This is a genomic window from Aeromonas sp. SE22 (genome assembly GCF_038739755.1).
GTDB lineage: Bacteria > Pseudomonadota > Gammaproteobacteria > Enterobacterales > Aeromonadaceae > Aeromonas > Aeromonas jandaei.
The window spans coordinates 219,325-237,929 of record NZ_JBCGFD010000002.1; the positions used below are offsets into that span (position 1 = coordinate 219,325).

Below are 18,605 nucleotides of genomic sequence, written 5' to 3' on the forward strand. Positions count from 1 at the left end.
CGTTTTGGGGCCGCATGTGCTAAATTGCCAGGGTTTTCAGCCAGGATCCGCCATGAAGTTTGAAATCGACACCCTCGGGATTATCCGCTCTCCCTACAAGGAGAAGTTCGCCATTCCGCGCCAGCCCGGCCTGGTCAAATCGGCCCGTGCCCGCCTCGAGCTGCGCCCCCCCTACGATCAGCCGGACGTGCTGCGCGGCATCGAGCAGTTCTCCCATCTGTGGCTCAGCTTCGTCTTTCACCAGACCATGGAGCAGGGTTGGAATCCGACGGTGCGCCCGCCGCGCCTGGGCGGAAACGAGCGGGTCGGGGTCTTTGCTACCCGTTCCACCTTTCGCCCCAATCCGCTCGGCCTCTCGGTGGTCGAGCTGCACGGGGTGGGCCGCGAGCGCGGCAAACTCTGGCTGGAGCTGGGGGCCGTCGACCTGCTCGATGGCACTCCCATCGTCGATATCAAACCCTATATTCCCTATGCCGACAGCCTGCCGGAGGCCCGTGGCGGCTTTGCCCCCGATGCCCCGACCCCGCCGCTGGCGGTGAGCTTCAGCCCGGACGCCGAGTTGCAGCTGCAAACATGGAGCCAGCGCTACCCCGAACTGCGCCAGCTGGTGAGCGAAGTGCTGGCACAGGATCCGCGCCCTGCCTACAAGAAGGGCAAGCCGGACGAGAAGGAGTACGGCGTGCGGCTGTTCAACTGCAATGTGCGTTTCCGGATCTGCGAGCCAGCCTGTCTGGTCATTGCCATCGAACCGGCCTGACCATCAGGGTCAGGCAGATCTTTTCACGGGCGCTTCACACTGCTCACGGTTTAATTAACCTGTAAATTGTGTGGTATTGATCAGCTCCTCAACGAGCCGGCAGTGATACCATCTCCATGGCAGTATCATGCGGAAAATACAGACGATTTTCCTCTAACGGGCGCCCGCCCTGCACCTGTGTGTATCCGGCAGGCGTCGCCAATGGAACTGGCCTCCTCCGATCGTTTCGCTCATCGGGAGATGCCACACGGATGTGACTCTTTGACTGAAGGAAACCAACCATGCTGATGAACAGTGAACAACGCTACGGCACCCTGAGTCTCGGGCTGCACTGGCTGACCCTGTGGGCCATGATCGCCGTCTATGCCCTGATCGAATTTCGTGACATTTTTCCCAAAGGAGACCCGGGTCGGGATCTGATGAAGGAGTGGCACTTCATGCTGGGGCTGCTGATCTTCGCACTGGTCTTTGTCAGACTGGCCCTGCGCTGGATGAGCCCGACGCCCCGTATCGTGCCCGAGCTCTCCCCCCTGATGCACAAGCTGGCCAAGCTGGCCCATATCGCCCTCTACGGCTTCCTCATTCTGACCCCGCTGTGTGGCTGGCTGCTGCTGAGCGCCGCCGGCAAGCCCATCCCCTTCTTCGGGTTTGAATTGCCTGCGCTGATAGCGCCGAGCCCTGATGCCAAAGGGTTTATCAAGGAGGTGCACGAAACCTTGGGCAACCTGGGTTACGCCCTGATCGCCCTGCACACTGTGGCCGCCCTCTTCCATCACCATGTGCTCAAGGACAACACTCTGACCAATATGCTGCCGCCGCGCCGCAGCTAAGGCGTTGCAAACAGACAAAAGAGGGGGCCACCATGGCCCCCTCTTTGCATTCCGCTCAAACTCATATCAACCCCGGCATCAGCGTGATTCAGTCCCGATACAGGCGGGAGGCATTAGGATACGGATTGACTCCGCATAGCGAACATCTTCTAATTGACTGCTTGGATCCCTATGACCGCCGCACACACCATGAAAATTCTCCTGGTCGAAGACGACAAGCTGCTCAATCACCACCTCTCCTCTCTGCTGACCGAAGCAGACAATCAGGTCTACAGCACCGATCAGGCAGGGATTGCGCAGCACTATGCAACGGATTACCCCATCGACGTGGCCATCATCGATCTCGGTCTGCCCGATATGGATGGCCTGCAACTGATCCGCGAACTGCGCGAGAAGCAGATCCCCTTTCCCATCATCGTCCTCACCGCCCGTGGCAACTGGCAGGACAAGGTGGAAGGGCTGGAAGCGGGTGCCGATGACTATCTGGTCAAACCGTTTCAGAAGGATGAGCTGCTGGCTCGTCTCAACGCGCTGGTGCGCCGCAGTGCCGGCTTTATCTCTCCCCGGGTGAAAGCGGGTGACTACGAGCTCGATCTCTCCCGCAAGGAGCTGACCATCTCCGGTGAAGTGGCCGTGCTGACCAGCTTCGAATATCTCATTCTGGAGTACCTGATGCGCAACGCCCGTCAGGTGGTCTCCAAGCAGCAGCTGCTCGACCAGCTCTACGGCGATGGCGAAGGGGATCCCAACACCATCGAGGTCATGGTCAGCCGCCTGCGCAAGAAACTGGATCCGGAGGGGACAATTCAACCCATCTCCACCATCCGCCGTCAGGGTTACATCTTCAACCTGTCGTGCAACTGATGCGATTCTGCCCGCTACTGCGGATGGTGCGGGTGCTGCGCCGCTCGCTGCACATCAAGCTGCTGCTCAGCTCCCTGCTGGTGATCGCCCTCAGCATGGGCTTTGCCGTCTATGCCCTCTACCTCGGCCATGTCGAGGAGCAGACCCAGAAGGCGAGTGCCCGGATGCAGGAGAACCTGGCCAAGCTCTTCTCCTCGACCGAGCCGAGCAATGGCGGCCCGACCGATCTCAGCCACATCTCCCGCAATGCCGGGGATGCCGACCTCGATACCCTCATTTGCCGCGCCGATGGTGAACGGATCTGGTCGAGCCTGCACATGCCGGAGGTGATCAAGGCCAAAGAGAGTATCTGTGGCGACCTGATGCAGTATCTGGGGGGGATGGATCTCGACTACTTCTTCAAGAAGCACACCATCAAGAACGGCGAAAGCTACTTCGTCTACAGCCTGCGTTTTATCCGCAACCCAGGCACTGGCACCACCGCCTACTACGTGGTGATGATCGATTCGGCCAAGCGCTATCACGCAGAATCCCTCGCCTATCTCGGCCATATCGCCCGGCAGGCGGTGCTCGCCTACATGCTGCTGGCCAGCCTGCTGCTGCTCACCACCTACTGGAGCCTCGGCTCCCTGCGCACCATAGCCCGCCAGATCGATGACATTCGCTCCGGCAAGCTCGACTCTCTCTCCAGCGATTTTGAACAGGAGCTCACCCCGCTCACCGAGTCGGTCAACCAGCTGCTGGAGAACGAACGGCAGCAAACCCAGCGCTACCAGCACGCCCTGAACGATCTCGCCCACAGCCTGAAAACCCGGCTGGCGCTGATCCAGATGACCACCCGCGAGCTGGAGCTGGGCCGGGAGATCCACGACAACATCAACGAACAGATCCTCACCATGGATCAGATGATCCAGTACCAGCTCAGACGCGCCGTCACCGGCCGTCAGCGCCTTGCCAGCAAGGGCACCGAGCCGGTGCCGCTCATCGAGAAGCTGCTCGCCAGTCTGACCAAGGTCTACCGTCACAAGAAGCTGCAAACCCACTTCACGTTCGATGATGATGCCCTGTTCCATGGCGAACAGGGGGACTTGATGGAGTTGATGGGCAACCTGCTCGACAACGCCTGCAAGTTTGCCATCAGCGAGGTGCGGGTGACCCTGCGTCGCCATCTCGAGCGCCTGCGCATCGAGGTGGAAGATGATGGCCCCGGCATCGACGAGGCCAAATCCGAACAGATCTTCCAGCGCGGCGTGCGCGCCGACAGCTCCCCCGGTCAAGGCATCGGTCTGGCGGTAGTGACCGAAATCGTCCACAGCTACGGCGGCCAGATCCGGGTGGATGAATCTCCTCTTGGCGGTGCCCGTTTTACCCTGGATCTCCCCTGACAGCACGCCTGTCTCCCCCCATGAAATCTCTCCGTTGCGGGCCCTTTAGCGGCCCGCAACCCTTTGCTCATCAGACCACATATTGGTCGCATTCATGTCCCTCGATGTTACAATCCGGTCACAAAAATCGGGAAAGGTAATGAAAACATGAAGATCCGAATGCTATTGCTGGCCGCCCTGCTCTGCCACGGCGCCGTACAGGCGCAAGAGAAGGCCCCCGATGGCTGGCAAGATGGCCCCATAACCCGCCTCAAGGCACAGGCCCTGCTGCAAACCCTCAACGCCACCTTGCTGAGCAACCCGAGTGCTACCGTCACCCTGCAAAACTGGTGCGCCGACCACAAGATGGCGGGCGAACCGCGCATTCGCGCCCTGCGTGACCAGACAACACGCAAACCAGCCGATGCCGCCACCCGCGAGCTGTTCAAGATCGGCTCCGATGAGCCGGTGGGCTATCGCCGGGTGCAGCTAACTTGCGGTGATCATATCTTCTCGGAAGCGGACAACTGGTATGTCAAAAGCCGCCTCACTCCGGAGATGAACCAGCTGCTCGACAGCAGCGACACCCCGTTCGGGCTTGCGGTCAAGGCGCTCAACTTCAGCCGCAAGACCCTCTCCTCCACCCTGCTCTGGTCGCCCCTGCCGGCTGGCTGGGAGATGAAGATGCCCGTCATTGCCACCAGCAAGGCACCGCTGACCATCCCCGAGCAGGTATTGCAGCACCGCGCCCTGCTTTCACGGGAGGATGGCACGCCGTTCAGTCTGGTGGTCGAGACCTACCGCCGGGATCTGTTCGCCTTCCCGCTGGATGCGAGCAACGGTCAATGATCCAGCGCTGGTAAGCGGCCAATAAAAGAGGCCGGACTATCTCATTTCGTCCGGCCTGCTTGCTACACGGGAGAGCTTTCTGTCGGTGTTTAGTCAGATAAAAGGGACGGCACCATAGCGATTTGAATAGGGATTACCGCGCTTTGCCTTGAAAAAAAGCACCATCAGCGGGCCGATAATCGGGATTAATCCCAGCAGCAAAAACCAGCCATTGCGACCAATGTCGTGCAGACGGCGCACGCTCAATGCCCAGCAGGGCACAATAATAAAGAGACCATATACGCCCATCAGTTTGTAGCCATAATCCAGCTGTTTGGTGAGCAGCGAGAGGATGACACAAATAACGGTATTGATAAGAACGAACATCCAATATTCTTTGCGCGAGGCCCGTCCTTTGAAATCAGCAAATTTCTGAAATGCACGAAAATACCAGTTCATAAAAACTCCAGCTTCTGCGTCTATGTTGTTTTTGCACGAAGGAGACAGAAATAAGCGATAGCAAAACCATCAGTATTGGTGTTGGTCGCTTGTCATAACCTGCTGCGGCCAGACAAAGATAATTGGACATTGTGATATTCAGCAAGGCAATTTGGATTATAAAATATAAAAGAGAATACCCCGTTAATCACCGATATGGCCAATGAGCGGTGCCAGCTCTGGCTTTGCGCAGTGTGACAGGCCCCAAGTTTTAAAGATTTTTGATAATTTTTGATAACTTTTCATCGTGCAAACACGCACAATAAGGGCTTTGCAGCAGAGCCATAGGCGGTGTTTACGGCCAATGCAGGCCCCGAAAGCCGCAAAGGGAGCCCGGGTAACGAGTGGCAGCGGAAGAATCGAAGCTGGATAACGGCAGCCAACAGTGCGGTAACTGGATAAACGCTACGTTGGCAGGCCAGGCTCAATAACAGCGCATGGATATCAGGGATGACCAGATGAACAAGACAGCGGCTATATTCTCCATTCTCTTTAGCATGAATCTCCATGCTGGCCAGAACCTTACGACCATTAACAGCGATGCTCATCCGGTTATCGGGGTATGGCGCCTCAATTTTGCCGATACCAGCTGTTATGAAGAGTACGACTTCAGGGCGGATGGTCGTCTCTATACCTCGTCAAATCAACAGCAGATCGAATCATCCTATATTATTGAGCGCGAGCCATCCGCTTCCGGATTTTACAAGCTGGAAGAACATATTCTCAAAGAAAATGGTGGAAAAGACTGCCTGGATATGTCCCAGAATGAGGATACTGACTACGTCTACTATCTGAAATTTTCGCCGTCTGAAGATCAGTTTTTAATCTGTCTCGATGAAAGCGATGAAGAGTGCATTGGCTATTTTATTCGTCAGCCCAGTCCGCACCAACAAAAACTACAGCAGATATCGGCAACCACCATGTAGCCCTGTCTTTATGGATTCCATTTATTTTTTGCTGGCCAGATATTTACAATATAAAGAGAGCCTGGATGATTTCACAATAAATAAAAAATCCGACCTTGATTCGATAATAAATCTAACAATGTTGCCCACCAAAGAGATAAATATGGTTGTGCTAACCGGTTATATCATTGTGCCCGCCTCCGATTTATCAGCCGTCATGGGGGAGCTTGATAACCATATCCACCTGACCCGACAGGAACATGGCTGCCTGCAGTTCGAGGTGACGCAAAGCAGACTCAACCCCTGCCGCTTCGAGGTCTGCGAGACCTTCCGCGATCCGGCCGCCTTTGCCGCCCATCAAGCCCGGGTCAACGCCTCCCGCTGGGGGGAGATCACGGTCAATGTCGAGAGACACTATACCGTGACGGGACTTGGCGAATAGCCGTAGCCCCTCGCCTATTTTCCACCTTCAATGATTGAGAGACTTATGATCCGCCCATTATCCAAATCCGATCTCGATGCCGCAGTCGAGCTCTGGTATCAGGCATCGGTCAAGGCACACGGCTTTATTCCCGCCGACTTCTGGCATGCGCAGCGTGCAGCGATGCGGGATATCTATCTGCCTGCCAGCGAGAGCTGGGTTTATGAGGAGCAGGGGCTGCTGGCGGGGTTTATCTCCTGGCATCAGGGCTCGGTTGCCGCCCTCTTTATCACCCCGAGCTTGCAATCACAGGGGCTGGGTCGCCAGCTGCTAGACCACCTCAAGTCACGGCATGAGCGACTTGAGCTCACCGTCTACGCCGAGAATGAGCAGGCGCGGCACTTTTACACCCGCAACGGCTTTCACGAGGGGGAGCTGAGAATATGCGAGCATAGCGGCCACGCCGAGATCATGATGCATTGGCAGCGGGGCATCTGAAGTCAAAAACACTCGCTGATTGCTGACATGCTGCAGCAGGGCGGGCAGGCGTTGCCTTGAATGCCATGACGCCATTCTCTACAATGCCCCACTTTATATCCATTTCGGGTCATAGCCATGAGCGATACCAGCACCAAGCCGGCACTGCCGGATCACCTCTCCTGCAATCCCCGCAGCCCCCACTATGTGGCGGCCTGCTTCGAGCATCCGATCGGTATTCGCCTGAACGGCAAAGAGCGCACCGACGTCGAAGAGTACTGCATCAGCGAAGGCTGGGTGAAGATCCCCTCCCCCAAGGCGCTGGATCGCCGTGGTCAGCCCATCCTGATCAAGCTCAAGGGCACCGTCGAAGCCTATTACAGCTAATTGCAGCTGCCCGCTTCGGTTAAAAACAAGGCCACCCTCGCGGTGGCCTTGTGGTTTGCGTCGATCAGCCCCGACAACAGGCTGAACCGGTTTATACCCCCAGCCGATCGCGCAGGGTGTACCAGGCGGCGCCCGCGGCGGTGAAGGGGATGCGGAACAACCGGCCACCCGGGAAGGGGTAGTGGGGCAGTTTGGCAAAGGCATCGAAGCGCTCCGCCTGACCGCTCAGCACCTCGGAGAGCAACTTGCCCGCCAGATGGGTACAGGTGACACCATGGCCGCTGTAGCCCTGCATGTAGTAGATGTTGGGGCCGATGCGGCCAAACTGCGGCAGGCGCGACAGGGTGAGCAGGAAGTTGCCGGTCCAGGTGTACTCCACCTTGACGTCGGCCAGCTGCGGGAAGGTCTTGAGCATCTTGGGGATGATCAGCCGCTCGATATCCGCCGGATCCCGCGCGCCATAGACCACACCGCCGCCATAGATCAGCCGGTGATCGCCGGAGGTACGGTAGTAATCGAGCAGGTAGTTGCAATCCTCCAGACAGTAGTTCTGCGGCAAGAGTGAACGGGCCCGCTCCTCTCCCAGCACTTCGGTGGCGATCACCTGGGTGCCGCAAGGCATGCTCTTGCTGGCCAGTTCCGGCACCAGATTGCCGAGGTAGGCGTTGCCCGCCACCACGATAAAGCGCGCCTTCACCGCTCCTTTGGCAGTCTTGACCAACGCCGGCTGACCCGGGGTAATGCTGGTGACGGCGGACTGCTCGAAGATCTGCCCCCCCTGGATGCGGATCGCTTCCGCCTCCCCCAGCGCCAGATTGAGAGGGTGAATATGGCCGCCGCTCTTGTCGAGCAGGGCGCCGACGTAGCGATCGCTCGCGACCACCTCGCGCACCCCCTTGGCATCGAGCAGCTCCAGCTGCTCATTGCCCCACTTCTCCCAGCGCGCCTTCTGCGCCTTGAGCTCGTGCAGCTGCTTCTCGGTCTCCGCGGCAAAGACGCCCCCCTCCTGCAGATCGCACTGGATGTTGTAGCGCTTGATCCGCTCGCGGATGATCTGGCCCCCCTCAAACAGCATGGAACCGAGCAGCCTGGCCTGATCCGGCGGGCAGTTCGCTTCTATGGTGTCAATGTCGCGGCTGTAGGAGTTGACGATCTGGCCGCCGTTGCGGCCGCTGGCGCCAAAGCCGACCCGGGCCGCCTCCAGCACCACCACCTTGTAGCCCTTCTCTACCAGATGCAGGGCGCTGGAGAGGCCGGTATAGCCCGCCCCGATGACGCAGACATCGCACTCCAGCTGCTCGGTCAATGTTGGGTAGGGCGCGTGTTTATTGGCGCTGGCTGCGTAGTAACTGTTTACATGTTCGGTCATGATCCCTGTTTCCTTACCGGTTCTGTTGCCAAACTACTGTCAGGATTAAAAGCTCGCCGGGGTGTGGGCGCTGACGATGCGGCAGGTCTGCCCCGACGGATTGCTGAAACTGTGGGGCTCGCCGGTGTCGATCACATAGCTGTCGCCCGCTTCGAGTTGATAACTCTGGCCTGCCACCGTCAGGGTTACCGACCCCTCCAGCACAGTGCCGACCTCCTCCCCCTGATGCTTGACCTGCCCGCCGGTGTCAGTGCCGGGGGGATAGGTCTCCAGCATAAAGCCGAGCTGGCGGCGGTTGTTGCCGTTGTGTACCAGCTTCATCGAGACCCCCTGACTGCCCAGCTCGATAAGCTGTTCAGCCTTGATCACCACACTGCAGGGGCGGCTCTCCTCCTCGGCGAAAAAGCGCGACAACGGCAGGCCATAGACGGTGAGCAGCTTTTGCAACGACGCCACCGAGGGGCTCACCTTGTCCTGCTCTATCATGCAGATGGCGCCGTGGGTCAGGCCGCTCAGCTCCGCCGCCCGCCGCTGGGAGAGTCCCAGCTGGTGGCGCACTGCCGCCAACCGCTCGCCCATGGTACGGGCACCACTCTGCGGCACCAGCTGCAGACGAGCCTCGCTCTCACTGCTCTGTGACCCGCTCATGGCAGGCCCCCTCTCATCTTCTGCCTGCACTCCCGCAACATGGGTCATCTCCCTCTTCCCTCTGGTTAAAATAGCGGACCAGCACCATCCCTGGCTGTTTGCGATGCTACACACGCATCGTTAATTATTTTGCACACCCCAACCATCACACCAAGCCACCGGATCGGGGTAAACTGCGCTACACAGCCCATTTTCTAGCACGCAGCACACCAACAATTCAAATATATTTAACACTTGAAAAACATTTCAGCTCAATTTATGGTCTCCCTGTGCTTATTATTTTATACGGCAGCACCACAGGATGAGCCGCATCATCGCCACCTTGCTGCCAGGTTTCACCATTGAGGCTTGCCATGTCCGCTACCAGCTCCAATCAAAGCTTGATCAAATCCCGCGCCTATATAGATGGTCAGTGGTGCGAGGCCGCCAGCGGCCGCACCTTCGAGGTCACCAATCCGGCTACCGGTGCCGTGATCACTCAGGTGCCCGACATGAATGAAGAGGATACCCGCCGCGCCATCGCGGCCGCCCACGCGGCACAACCCGCCTGGGCAGCCCTCACCGCCAAGGAGCGCAGCAACAAGCTCTACGCCTGGTTTACCGCCATCACCGCCCACAGCGATGAACTGGCCCGCATCATGACCTGCGAGCAGGGCAAGCCGCTGGCGGAAGCCAAAGGGGAAGTGACCTACGGCGCCAGCTTTATCCAGTGGTTCGCCGAAGAGGGCAAGCGCGCCTATGGCCGCACCATCCCGGGCTTTAGTGGCGATCGCCGGCTGGCCACCATCAAGCAGCCGGTCGGGGTCGTCGCCGCCATCACCCCGTGGAACTTCCCGATTGCCATGATCACCCGCAAAGCGGGCCCGGCGCTGGCCGCCGGTTGCACCATCGTCATCAAGCCGGCCGCCGAAACACCGCTCTGCGCGCTGGCGCTGGCGGTACTGGCCGAGCAGGCGGGGATCCCCGCCGGGGTCATCAATATCGTCACCAGCCACCAGCCGAGCGCGGTGGGCAACGAGCTGTGCAACAACCCGACTGTGCGCAAGCTCTCCTTCACCGGCTCGACCCGCATCGGCAAGCTGCTGATGCGCCAGTGCGCCGACACCATGAAGCGCCTCTCGCTGGAGCTGGGCGGCAATGCTCCCTTTATCGTCTTTGACGACGCCGATCTCGACGCCGCCGTGGCCGGGGCGCTCGCCTCCAAATACCGCAACGCCGGGCAGACCTGCGTCTGCGCCAACCGCATTCTGGTGCAGGCCAGCGTCTATGACGCCTTCGCCGAGAAGCTGACTGCCGCCGTCGCCGCCTTCAAGGTGGGGGATGGCATGAGTGAAGGCACCCAGATCGGTCCGCTCATCAATCCGGCCGCCGCCAGCAAGGTCGCCGAGCTGGTGCAACAATCTGTTGCCGCCGGTGCCGAAGTGCTGCTGGGTGGCGAGCCCCACCCCGCCGGCCCCCTCTTCTACCGGCCTACCATTCTCGGCAAGGTCGCCAGGGACAACCCCATCCTGCAGGAGGAGATCTTCGGCCCGGTCGCGCCGCTGGTGCGCTTCGAGAGCGAAGCCGAGGCCATCGCGCTGGCCAACGATACCCCCTATGGTCTGGCCGCCTACTTCTATGGCCGCGACATCGCCCGGGTGTGGCGCGTCGCCGAGCAGCTTGAATACGGCATGGTAGGTATCAACGAGGGGATCATCTCAACCGAATTGGCCCCCTTTGGCGGCATCAAGGAGTCGGGTCTGGGTCGGGAGGGGGCAGCCGAGGGGCTGGAGGAGTATCTGGAGACCAAATACCTCTGCTTTGGCGCCATTCGCTAGGGCAGCAGAGGGCTAAAGCATCGTATTCATCGATGCTTTAGCCGCAAGATTCATCGCTTTTACAGATAGATGCAGACGTTCACCCGAGGCGGCAAGGGGCGAAATTTGGCCTGCGCTGCCTCGCAAGAGGGCTTCTGCAACACACACCACACGCCGCCGATCTGCCCTATGGGCTAATTGGCGGTGATGGGTGCCAGATCGCCCGCCACCAATTCATTCAGGGAATTTCGGGGCCATGGCCCCTCAGGGAGGAAAGATGAGTCAGTCAGAATCAAACAAGGCGTGGCAAGTGCGCCGCGAAGCGGCCGTGGTCAACGGCGTCGGCACCCTGCTGCCGGTCTTTATCGACCGTGCGCAGAATGCCGAGCTGTGGGATGTAGAGGGCAACCGCTACATCGACTTTGCCTCCGGCATCGCCGTACTCAACACCGGCCACAACCACCCGAAAGTGGTGGCGGCGGTGCGTGAGCAGCTGGAAAAATTCAGCCACACCTGCTTTCAGGTCACCCCTTACCCGGGCTATATCGAGCTTGCCGAAAAGCTCAACGCCCTGGTGCCCGGCCCGACCCCGAAACGCACCCTGTTTCTCTCCACCGGCGCCGAGGCGGTGGAGAACGCCATCAAGATTGCCCGCGCCCACACCGGTCGCAGCGGCACCATCGCCTTCAAGGGGGGCTTTCACGGCCGCACCATGATGGGGATGGCGCTCACCGGCAAGGTAGTGCCCTACAAGACCGGCTTTGGCCCCTTCCCGGGCGAGGTCTACCACATCCCCTTCCCCGCCGACTATCTGGGGGTGAGTGAAGAGGATGCCCTGCACGCCCTCGACCTCTGCTTCAGCGCCGACATCGAGCCCTCCCGCGTTGCCGCCATCATCATCGAGCCGGTACAGGGCGAAGGGGGCTTCTATCCCGCCTCCGCGAGCTTTATGCAGAAGCTGCGCACCATCTGCGATCAGCACGGCATTCTGCTCATCTGCGACGAGATCCAGAGCGGCTTCTGTCGCACCGGCAAGACCTTCGCCACCGAGTATGCCGGCATCGAGCCGGACATCATGACGTTGGCCAAGAGTCTGGCGGGCGGCTTCCCCCTCTCCGCCGTGGTGGGCAAGGCAGAGATCATGAACGCAGCCAAGCCGGGCGGCCTTGGCGGCACCTATGCCGGTTCCCCCATCGCCTGTGCCGCCGCGCTGGCGGTATTGGAGGTGATCGAAGAGGAAAAACTCAACCAGAAAGCGCTGGATCAGGGTGAGCAGATCAAGGCGGGGCTGCAACGCATAGCCGAGCGTTTTGACTGCATAGGTCAAATTCGCGGACCCGGTGCCATGGTGGCCATGGAGCTGGTGAAACAGCGCAATGCCGACCAGCCCGATCCCGACCTCACCAAACGTCTGGTAGCCGAGGCGGGCAAACGCGGTCTGGTCCTGCTCTCATGCGGGGTGCGCGCAAATGTCATCCGTTTTCTCGCCCCGCTGACCGCCCCGGCGGCAGTGATTGACGAAGGGATGCAAATCCTTGAAAAATCACTGGAGGCCGCGCTGGCCTGACCAGCAGGAAAGTAACCGCTAACCTGTGCAAAAAAATGCAGTTTTGCCCCCTTTTTTTCTTGTCAAGGGGGCCCTGCAAATGCACAATGCGCCGCCACTGCAAGGACCGGTATTACCACATCTCGCCGGTCCTTTTTTGTACAGTGAACAAACCCATAAACGAGGCCGGATCCCCCCCGGAAAAGATAGCGAGATTGGCAGCAATCTCCCGACACCACATTCAGTGAGGAACAACATGGGGCATCTCAATGCTTTCCGACCGGCTCTGCCCGGTGCGCGCCACCCCGGCGCCCTTGATTCCCGGGCCTCTCTCCCGGTTTCGTTGATGGAGTGTGCCGCCCCGGCACCGCGTGAGGAACAGGCATGATGAACGCCCAACCGGTTGGTCTGAAAAAGACCCTGAAACTGTGGCAGGTCGTGGTCATGGGTCTTGCCTACCTCACCCCCATGGCAGTGTTCGACACCTTCGGCATCGTTACCGAGATCACCGAAGGCCATGTCCCTACCGCCTACCTCTTTGCCCTGATCGGCATGCTGTTCACCGCCCTGAGCTACGGCCATCTGGTGCGCAAGTTCCCGTCGGCAGGCTCCGCCTATACCTATGCCCAGAAGGTGTTCCACCCCTATGTCGGCTTTATGGTGGGCTGGACCTCCCTGCTCGACTACATGTTCATGCCGATGATCAACATGCTGCTGGCCAAGATCTATCTGCAGGCTCTCTTCCCGAACGTAGAGCCCTGGACCTATATCTTCGGTCTGGCGGCGGTGATGACCGCCCTCAACCTGCGCGGCATCAAGCTGGTGGCCAACTTCAACAGCGTCATCGTCATCATGCAGTTCAGCATCATCGCCGTCTTTATCGGCCTGATCGCCTGGGGCGTGCACAATGGCGAGGGGCTGGGCACCGTGGCCAGCAGCCGTCCCTTCTTCTCCGAGCAGATCAACATCTCGCCGCTGCTGATGGGGGCCTCGATCCTCTGTCTGTCGTTCCTCGGCTTTGATGCCATCAGCACCCTGTCGGAAGAGACCCCTGACGCGGATCGGGTTATCCCCCGCGCCATCGTGCTGACGGCGCTGATCGGCGGTGTGCTGTTTGTCACCACCTCCTACTTCCTGCAGCTCTTCTTCCCGGACATCTCCCGCTTCCAGCATCCGGATGCGGTGCTGCCGGAGATCGCCCTCTATGTGGGCGGCAAGCTGTTCCAGGCGGTGGTACTGGTCTGCACCACAGTAGCGGTACTCGCCTCCGGGCTCGCCTCCCACGCCGGCGTATCGCGCCTGCTCTACGTGATGGGGCGGGATCGCGCCCTGCCGAGCCGCTTCTTCTCCTATGTGCATCCGAAGTGGCAGACTCCGGCCTGCAATGTGCTGCTGGTCGGCCTGCTCGCCCTCTCCGCCGTCTCGTTCGATCTGGAGATGGCGCTGGCCCTGATCAACTTCGGCGCCCTGGTGGCCTTCACCTTCGTCAATCTGGCGGTGATTGCCCACTTCTATGTGAAGCTCGGTCGCAACAAGAGTCTCAAGGATCATCTGATCTATCTGCTGCTGCCGCTCTGTGGCGCCGCCTGCATCGGGGTGCTGTGGCTCAACCTTGAGCCCTCCTCCTTCGAGCTGGGGCTGATCTGGGCTGCGCTCGGTGCCATCTACCTCTTCCTGCGCCTGACGGTGTTCCGCATTCCGCTGCGCACCAGCGAGGAGCTGGCGCAATAAGCCACCCGTGCGGATAAAACGATAAAGGAGCCTGCGGGCTCCTTTGTTTTTACTCTGTCATGCTGATTCCTTTGCGGTTGCTCCTCTTCACCGCGTTGGCGCCCCCCTCTGAACTGCTGTGTGTGATGCGGTTATGGCCGCTACCGTTTGGTCGCCCCGCATGTTTTGCCATTGCGCTTTTTGCTGAAAATGTGACTGATTTCAAATCGGCACCCGCCACTATCGCCCTCCGTGACGTGGCACTGACCAGGCAAACCATTTAACTTAGTCATTTTTGTGACTAAACATGCAATCGCTATTTTCCCCCGCCAACCCCCTTATTCCTGCCGGCAACGCCTCCGGGAGGTTGAGCAACAGCCCGAGGGATGGCGGCAAATATGATCAGGATCAATCTTGAGGCGCAATGCGCCCTGCAGGGACAATCAGGACAAATTTCGCACAGCAGGAAAATAGTGCATCGCCCCCCTCTACGCCCCCGTAAAGAGGGGGGCGGCACGGGGTCGGCCACAGGGGGCGAGTGACCACTTACCTTCGCTGCGCTTATGCAAAAAAATGCGATATTGAGCCGATTATTGCTTGTCAAGGGGGAATCCCGAATGCACAATACGCCGCCAATAAAGGACCGATGTTCACTGCGACATCGGTTTTTGTATTTTGAAGAGCAGTGCAAACCCACCACAAGAGGCCGGAAACGTTCCGGAAGTGATACCCGAGATTGCCAACAATCTCCCGACGTTAATGAGGAAAAACATGGGGCGTTTCAATGCTTTCCTGCCGGCTAATACCGGTTTGCGCCTCCCCGGCGCCTTTGATCTGCAGGCCTGCGAATCCACCGCAATCCTGTACTCGTTGCAAGCACGTGCTGCGGCACTGATTGAGGAGAAAGCGTAATGGCATCTCAAGGCGCCAAGCTGCTCAAAACCCTGACCCTGACCCAAGTGATCGTCATGGGTTTGGCCTACCTGACCCCCATGGCTGTATTCGATACCTTCGCCATCGTCGGTGACATCACCGAAGGCCGGGTCGCCACTGCCTATCTGCTGGCCCTCGGCGGCATCCTGCTGACCGCCTTCAGCTACGGCCATCTGGTACGCAAGTTCCCCTCTGCGGGCTCTGCCTATACCTACGCCCAGAAAGTGTTCAACCCCTACATCGGTTTCATGGTCGGCTGGTCCTCCCTGCTCGACTACATGTTCATGCCGATGATCAACATCCTGCTGGCCAAGATCTACCTGACCGCCATGTTCCCGGGTGTCGAGCCCTGGGTATTCATCTTCGGTCTGGTGACCGTGATGACCTTCCTCAACCTGCGCGGCATCAACCTGGTGGCCAACTTCAATGGCCTCATCGTGGTGATCCAGCTGGCCATCATCACCATCTTCATCGGTCTGATGGCATGGGGCATCTATCACGGCGAAGGCGCCGGCACCCTGATGAGCAGCCGTCCGTTCCACTTCGAGTCAGCACAGCTGGTGCCGCTCTTCACCGGTGCAACCATCCTCTGTTTCTCGTTCCTGGGCTTTGACGGCCTGAGCTCTCTCTCCGAAGAGACCCCGAACGCCGGCAAGGTGATCCCCAAGGCGATCGTGCTGACTGCCCTTATCGGCGGCATCATCTTCGTGGTGGTCTCCTACTGCCTGCAGCTCTACTTCCCGAGCCTCTCCCGCTTCCAGCATCCGGATGCGGTACTGCCGGAGATCGCCCTCTACGTCGGCGGCACCTTCTTCCAGTCGGTGGTTCTGGTCTGCACCACGGTCGCGGTACTGGCCTCCGGCATGGCGGCTCACGCCGGTGTGTCGCGCATCCTCTACGTGATGGGTCGTGACCACATGATCCCGGAGCGGGTGTTTGGCTACATCCACCCGAAATACCGCACTCCGGCCATCAACGTGCTGATGGTTGGTGCGCTGGCTCTCTCCGCCGTGTCGTTTGATCTGGATACCGCGCTGGCGCTGGTCAACTTCGGCGCGCTGGTGGCGTTCAGCTTCGTCAACCTGTCGGTGATCGGTCAGTTCTGGGTGCGCGAGAAGCGTAACAAGACCCTCAAGGATCACATCGTCTATCTGCTGATGCCGCTGCTCGGTGCCGCCACCATCGGCGCCCTCTGGATCAACCTGGAGCAGAGCTCCCTCGAGCTTGGCCTGATCTGGGCAGGCCTCGGCGTGACCTATCTGTTCCTGCGTCTGGCGGTGTTCCGTATCCCGTTCCGTCAGTACGAAGAGGCGGCCGACGCCTGATCGCCTGCGGATAGCGCATAACAAAAGGGGAGCCATGGCTCCCCTTTTTGCTGCTGGTCTGTTGCCGGTCACACGGGCTTGGGCCCGGTCTGCTTACTGCTTATCCAGCACGGCGGTCGCCGCAGCCTTGAGCGGATCGCGAGCGATGGTCTTGGCATCCTGCTCCGCCTTGTGCAGCTGCTGGTTTGCCTTGTCCATCTTCTGCTGCATACCGTTGCCGCTCTCCTTGAGGTCGGCGCGCTTCTCGCCCAGCAGGTCGGTGCGGCCTTTTTGCACCTCGGCTTTCACCTTCTCTTTCTCCTGCTTCACCAGCTTGCTGGTATCACAGTTGCCCTTGACCCCCAGAGTGGCATTCACCGCTTCGCTTTTGAGGGCCTTGTCGAGGTTGCAATCTGTTTTCAACAGGCTGGCCTGTGCCCCTGCCGAGAGCAGCCCCAGCGACAGAGAGAGGATCCATGCACGCATCATCTTGTTTACTCCTGCTTGCCAATAAAGGGGCGCAGTGTAGCGATCACGTCCCGGCTGGCAAGGCTGCAGTGCCTTCATTCCCCCTTTTGTCACCCCAGAGCCAACCGGCTCGGTCAGCGCCTGTCGCCGCAGCTCGTCGTCATAAAAACATCATCGAAATGTCACGTTGTCATATTTCTGTCATTAACCACTGATTAAATGCGCGGGTCATCAACAACCCAAGACGGCACGGCCGTCCCAAGAGGCTTTATGCAACAGAGTGACTCCCAACAGCAGCAGTCAGCGACCCGCGCCCTGTTCAACTGGATGAGTGTCATCGCCCTGGTTTACCTGATCCTGGTAGCCGTCGGCGCAGTCTCCCACGGTTTCAAAGGTTTCTCCGGCGGCGCCGAGGGTGCAGCCCAGATCTTCGCGTTTGCCAACAACCCCTTCGTCGCCCTGCTGCTCGGCATCCTGGCGACCGCGCTGGTGCAATCCTCCAGCACTGTGACCTCGGTGATCGTCGGTCTGGTTGCCGGCGGCCTGCCCATCGGCATGGCCATCCCCATGGTCATGGGTGCCAACCTCGGCACCACCATCACCAACACCATCGTTTCGCTGGGCCATGTCCGCGACCGCACCGAGTTCCGCCGCGCCTTCGCCGCCGCCACCGTACACGACTTCTTCAACCTGCTGGCCGTGGCCATCTTCCTGCCGCTGGAGCTGATGTTCGGTCTGCTGCAACATAGCGCCGAGTGGCTGGCCAACATGCTGGTGGGCTCTGCCAACATGTCGATGAAGGGCATGGATTTCATGAAGCCGCTGACCGCACCGGCCCAGCAGCTGATCGACAGCGCCGTCGCCTTCCTGCCAGGCAAAGGTGCCGCCATCGCCACCATCGTCATCGGTATCCTGCTGATCCTGGCCAGCGTCACTTATCTGGGCAAAGTGCTGCAGAAGGTGCTGGTTGGCCGCGCCAAAGAGGTGCTGCACAAGGCGCTGGGCCGTGGCCCGCTGAGCGGCATCACCTCCGGTGCGCTGGTGACCATCATGGTGCAGTCCTCCTCCACCACCACCAGCCTGATGATCCCGCTGGCCGGCGGCGGCGTGTTCAGCACTCGCCAGCTCTACCCCTTCACTCTGGGCGCCAATATCGGTACCACCATCACCGCCCTGCTGGCTGCCACCGCCATCAGCGGAGCCGGTGCCCAGCTGGCCCTGACCATTGCGCTGGTCCACGTGTTGTTCAACGTATTCGCCGTGGCACTGATTTATGGCCTGCCGTTCCTGCGTGACCTGCCGGTGCGCGCCGCCGAGGGCTTGGCCCGGATTGGCAGCGAGAACAAGCTGCTGGCGCTTGGCTATGTGGCGGGACTCTTCTTCGCCCTGCCCGCCCTGATGATGGTCGTGGCCAAGTAAGCGCTGCCGCCATAACAAGGGGCGAGTCACCGACTCGCCCCTTTTTACGTCTGCGCTACCCTGCTTTGCCTGCCCGCTCAC

The 18,605-nt window shown here is 59.7% G+C and carries 19 protein-coding genes; 15 read left to right on the plus strand and 4 right to left on the minus strand.

The annotated features are described in order from the left end of the window. The first annotated feature begins 52 nt into the window (after positions 1-52). The 5 genes from tsaA to AAHA39_RS04905 all read left to right on the plus strand — a co-directional run bounded on the left by tsaA (position 53) and on the right by AAHA39_RS04905 (position 4,664). A complete protein-coding gene (tsaA, locus tag AAHA39_RS04885) occupies positions 53-757 on the plus strand; it encodes a tRNA (N6-threonylcarbamoyladenosine(37)-N6)-methyltransferase TrmO (protein WP_320657196.1) in 705 nt (234 codons plus the stop codon). A gap of 281 nt (positions 758-1,038) precedes the next feature. After that, on the plus strand, positions 1,039-1,587 hold the full coding sequence (locus tag AAHA39_RS04890) for a cytochrome b (protein WP_033113337.1): 549 nt from the start codon (positions 1,039-1,041) through the stop codon (positions 1,585-1,587). A 189-nt stretch (positions 1,588-1,776) separates the two neighbouring features. Beyond that, positions 1,777-2,451 (plus strand): response regulator, encoded by a 675-nt coding sequence (locus tag AAHA39_RS04895; RefSeq protein WP_320657197.1) that lies wholly within the window; start codon positions 1,777-1,779, stop codon positions 2,449-2,451. After that, positions 2,451-3,836, plus strand: coding sequence for an ATP-binding protein (locus AAHA39_RS04900; RefSeq protein WP_041208266.1), 1,386 nt, complete (start codon positions 2,451-2,453; stop codon positions 3,834-3,836). The genes AAHA39_RS04895 and AAHA39_RS04900 overlap by 1 nt, the downstream gene beginning before the upstream one ends. 147 nt (positions 3,837-3,983) lie before the next feature. Further along, entirely contained in the window at positions 3,984-4,664 is a 681-nt protein-coding gene (locus AAHA39_RS04905; protein ID WP_320657198.1) for a hypothetical protein, read from the plus strand. A gap of 93 nt (positions 4,665-4,757) precedes the next feature. On the opposite strand, the gene AAHA39_RS04910 is transcribed toward AAHA39_RS04905, so the two are convergent. Further along, positions 4,758-5,102: a DUF805 domain-containing protein gene (locus AAHA39_RS04910; protein WP_033113334.1), complete on the minus strand. Its 345-nt coding sequence runs from the start codon at positions 5,100-5,102 to the stop codon at positions 4,758-4,760. A gap of 497 nt (positions 5,103-5,599) precedes the next feature. On the opposite strand from AAHA39_RS04910, the gene AAHA39_RS04915 reads away from it, so the two are divergent. From AAHA39_RS04915 to AAHA39_RS04930, 4 genes are all read left to right on the plus strand, one after another. Then, entirely contained in the window at positions 5,600-6,067 is a 468-nt protein-coding gene (locus AAHA39_RS04915) for a hypothetical protein (protein WP_050513406.1), read from the plus strand. 142 nt (positions 6,068-6,209) lie between these two features. Further along, on the plus strand, positions 6,210-6,488 hold the full coding sequence (locus tag AAHA39_RS04920) for a putative quinol monooxygenase (RefSeq protein WP_320657199.1): 279 nt from the start codon (positions 6,210-6,212) through the stop codon (positions 6,486-6,488). A 45-nt stretch (positions 6,489-6,533) separates the two neighbouring features. Beyond that, entirely contained in the window at positions 6,534-6,965 is a 432-nt protein-coding gene (locus AAHA39_RS04925; protein WP_320657200.1) for an N-acetyltransferase, read from the plus strand. A gap of 117 nt (positions 6,966-7,082) precedes the next feature. Then, the gene (locus tag AAHA39_RS04930) at positions 7,083-7,331 is read left to right on the plus strand and encodes a DUF3297 family protein (protein WP_005347440.1); all 249 of its coding nucleotides are present in this window, start codon (positions 7,083-7,085) and stop codon (positions 7,329-7,331) included. Positions 7,332-7,422: 91 nt separating this feature from the next. Here AAHA39_RS04930 and AAHA39_RS04935 read toward each other — a convergent pair whose 3' ends face one another. Beyond that, positions 7,423-8,700, minus strand: coding sequence for an NAD(P)/FAD-dependent oxidoreductase (locus AAHA39_RS04935; protein ID WP_033113332.1), 1,278 nt, complete (start codon positions 8,698-8,700; stop codon positions 7,423-7,425). Between the two features lie 45 nt (positions 8,701-8,745). After that, entirely contained in the window at positions 8,746-9,279 is a 534-nt protein-coding gene (puuR, locus tag AAHA39_RS04940; RefSeq protein WP_234916040.1) for an HTH-type transcriptional regulator PuuR, read from the minus strand. A gap of 422 nt (positions 9,280-9,701) precedes the next feature. Between puuR and AAHA39_RS04945 the strand changes: the two genes are divergently transcribed. The 5 genes from AAHA39_RS04945 (at position 9,702) to AAHA39_RS04965 (ending at position 16,658) form a co-directional block, all read left to right on the plus strand. After that, positions 9,702-11,165, plus strand: coding sequence for an NAD-dependent succinate-semialdehyde dehydrogenase (locus tag AAHA39_RS04945; protein WP_201967371.1), 1,464 nt, complete (start codon positions 9,702-9,704; stop codon positions 11,163-11,165). Positions 11,166-11,421: 256 nt separating this feature from the next. Continuing rightward, positions 11,422-12,711 (plus strand): 4-aminobutyrate--2-oxoglutarate transaminase, encoded by a 1,290-nt coding sequence (gabT, locus tag AAHA39_RS04950; RefSeq protein WP_320657201.1) that lies wholly within the window; start codon positions 11,422-11,424, stop codon positions 12,709-12,711. A 366-nt stretch (positions 12,712-13,077) separates the two neighbouring features. Continuing rightward, on the plus strand, positions 13,078-14,421 hold the full coding sequence (locus AAHA39_RS04955) for an APC family permease (RefSeq protein ID WP_139395732.1): 1,344 nt from the start codon (positions 13,078-13,080) through the stop codon (positions 14,419-14,421). 654 nt (positions 14,422-15,075) lie between these two features. Next, positions 15,076-15,312, plus strand: coding sequence for a hypothetical protein (locus AAHA39_RS04960; protein ID WP_133164096.1), 237 nt, complete (start codon positions 15,076-15,078; stop codon positions 15,310-15,312). Next, on the plus strand, positions 15,312-16,658 hold the full coding sequence (locus tag AAHA39_RS04965; RefSeq protein ID WP_041208258.1) for an APC family permease: 1,347 nt from the start codon (positions 15,312-15,314) through the stop codon (positions 16,656-16,658). Before AAHA39_RS04960 ends, AAHA39_RS04965 begins: the two co-directional genes overlap by 1 nt. A gap of 93 nt (positions 16,659-16,751) precedes the next feature. On the opposite strand, the gene AAHA39_RS04970 is transcribed toward AAHA39_RS04965, so the two are convergent. Beyond that, complete coding sequence (locus AAHA39_RS04970; protein WP_236663802.1) at positions 16,752-17,126, minus strand: hypothetical protein; 375 nt, start codon at positions 17,124-17,126, stop codon at positions 16,752-16,754. A 249-nt stretch (positions 17,127-17,375) separates the two neighbouring features. On the opposite strand from AAHA39_RS04970, the gene AAHA39_RS04975 reads away from it, so the two are divergent. Next, positions 17,376-18,524 (plus strand): Na/Pi cotransporter family protein, encoded by a 1,149-nt coding sequence (locus AAHA39_RS04975; RefSeq protein WP_320657202.1) that lies wholly within the window; start codon positions 17,376-17,378, stop codon positions 18,522-18,524. Positions 18,525-18,605 lie beyond the last annotated feature (81 nt).

What these genes read in the sequence shown, in the direction of transcription:
- AAHA39_RS04970 (WP_236663802.1), bottom strand. Translation starts at nt 17,126, where the DNA reads ATGATGCGTGCATGGATCCTCTCTCTGTCGCTGGGGCTGCTCTCGGCA.
- AAHA39_RS04935 (WP_033113332.1), bottom strand. Translation starts at nt 8,700, where the DNA reads ATGACCGAACATGTAAACAGTTACTACGCAGCCAGCGCCAATAAACAC.
- AAHA39_RS04905 (WP_320657198.1), top strand. Translation starts at nt 3,984, where the DNA reads ATGAAGATCCGAATGCTATTGCTGGCCGCCCTGCTCTGCCACGGCGCC.
- AAHA39_RS04945 (WP_201967371.1), top strand. Translation starts at nt 9,702, where the DNA reads ATGTCCGCTACCAGCTCCAATCAAAGCTTGATCAAATCCCGCGCCTAT.
- AAHA39_RS04890 (WP_033113337.1), top strand. Translation starts at nt 1,039, where the DNA reads ATGCTGATGAACAGTGAACAACGCTACGGCACCCTGAGTCTCGGGCTG.
- AAHA39_RS04965 (WP_041208258.1), top strand. Translation starts at nt 15,312, where the DNA reads ATGGCATCTCAAGGCGCCAAGCTGCTCAAAACCCTGACCCTGACCCAA.
- tsaA (WP_320657196.1), top strand. Translation starts at nt 53, where the DNA reads ATGAAGTTTGAAATCGACACCCTCGGGATTATCCGCTCTCCCTACAAG.
- AAHA39_RS04895 (WP_320657197.1), top strand. Translation starts at nt 1,777, where the DNA reads ATGAAAATTCTCCTGGTCGAAGACGACAAGCTGCTCAATCACCACCTC.
- AAHA39_RS04900 (WP_041208266.1), top strand. Translation starts at nt 2,451, where the DNA reads ATGCGATTCTGCCCGCTACTGCGGATGGTGCGGGTGCTGCGCCGCTCG.
- AAHA39_RS04975 (WP_320657202.1), top strand. Translation starts at nt 17,376, where the DNA reads ATGCAACAGAGTGACTCCCAACAGCAGCAGTCAGCGACCCGCGCCCTG.
- AAHA39_RS04955 (WP_139395732.1), top strand. Translation starts at nt 13,078, where the DNA reads ATGAACGCCCAACCGGTTGGTCTGAAAAAGACCCTGAAACTGTGGCAG.
- AAHA39_RS04930 (WP_005347440.1), top strand. Translation starts at nt 7,083, where the DNA reads ATGAGCGATACCAGCACCAAGCCGGCACTGCCGGATCACCTCTCCTGC.
- AAHA39_RS04915 (WP_050513406.1), top strand. Translation starts at nt 5,600, where the DNA reads ATGAACAAGACAGCGGCTATATTCTCCATTCTCTTTAGCATGAATCTC.
- AAHA39_RS04910 (WP_033113334.1), bottom strand. Translation starts at nt 5,102, where the DNA reads ATGAACTGGTATTTTCGTGCATTTCAGAAATTTGCTGATTTCAAAGGA.
- AAHA39_RS04925 (WP_320657200.1), top strand. Translation starts at nt 6,534, where the DNA reads ATGATCCGCCCATTATCCAAATCCGATCTCGATGCCGCAGTCGAGCTC.
- gabT (WP_320657201.1), top strand. Translation starts at nt 11,422, where the DNA reads ATGAGTCAGTCAGAATCAAACAAGGCGTGGCAAGTGCGCCGCGAAGCG.
- puuR (WP_234916040.1), bottom strand. Translation starts at nt 9,279, where the DNA reads ATGGGCGAGCGGTTGGCGGCAGTGCGCCACCAGCTGGGACTCTCCCAG.
- AAHA39_RS04920 (WP_320657199.1), top strand. Translation starts at nt 6,210, where the DNA reads ATGGTTGTGCTAACCGGTTATATCATTGTGCCCGCCTCCGATTTATCA.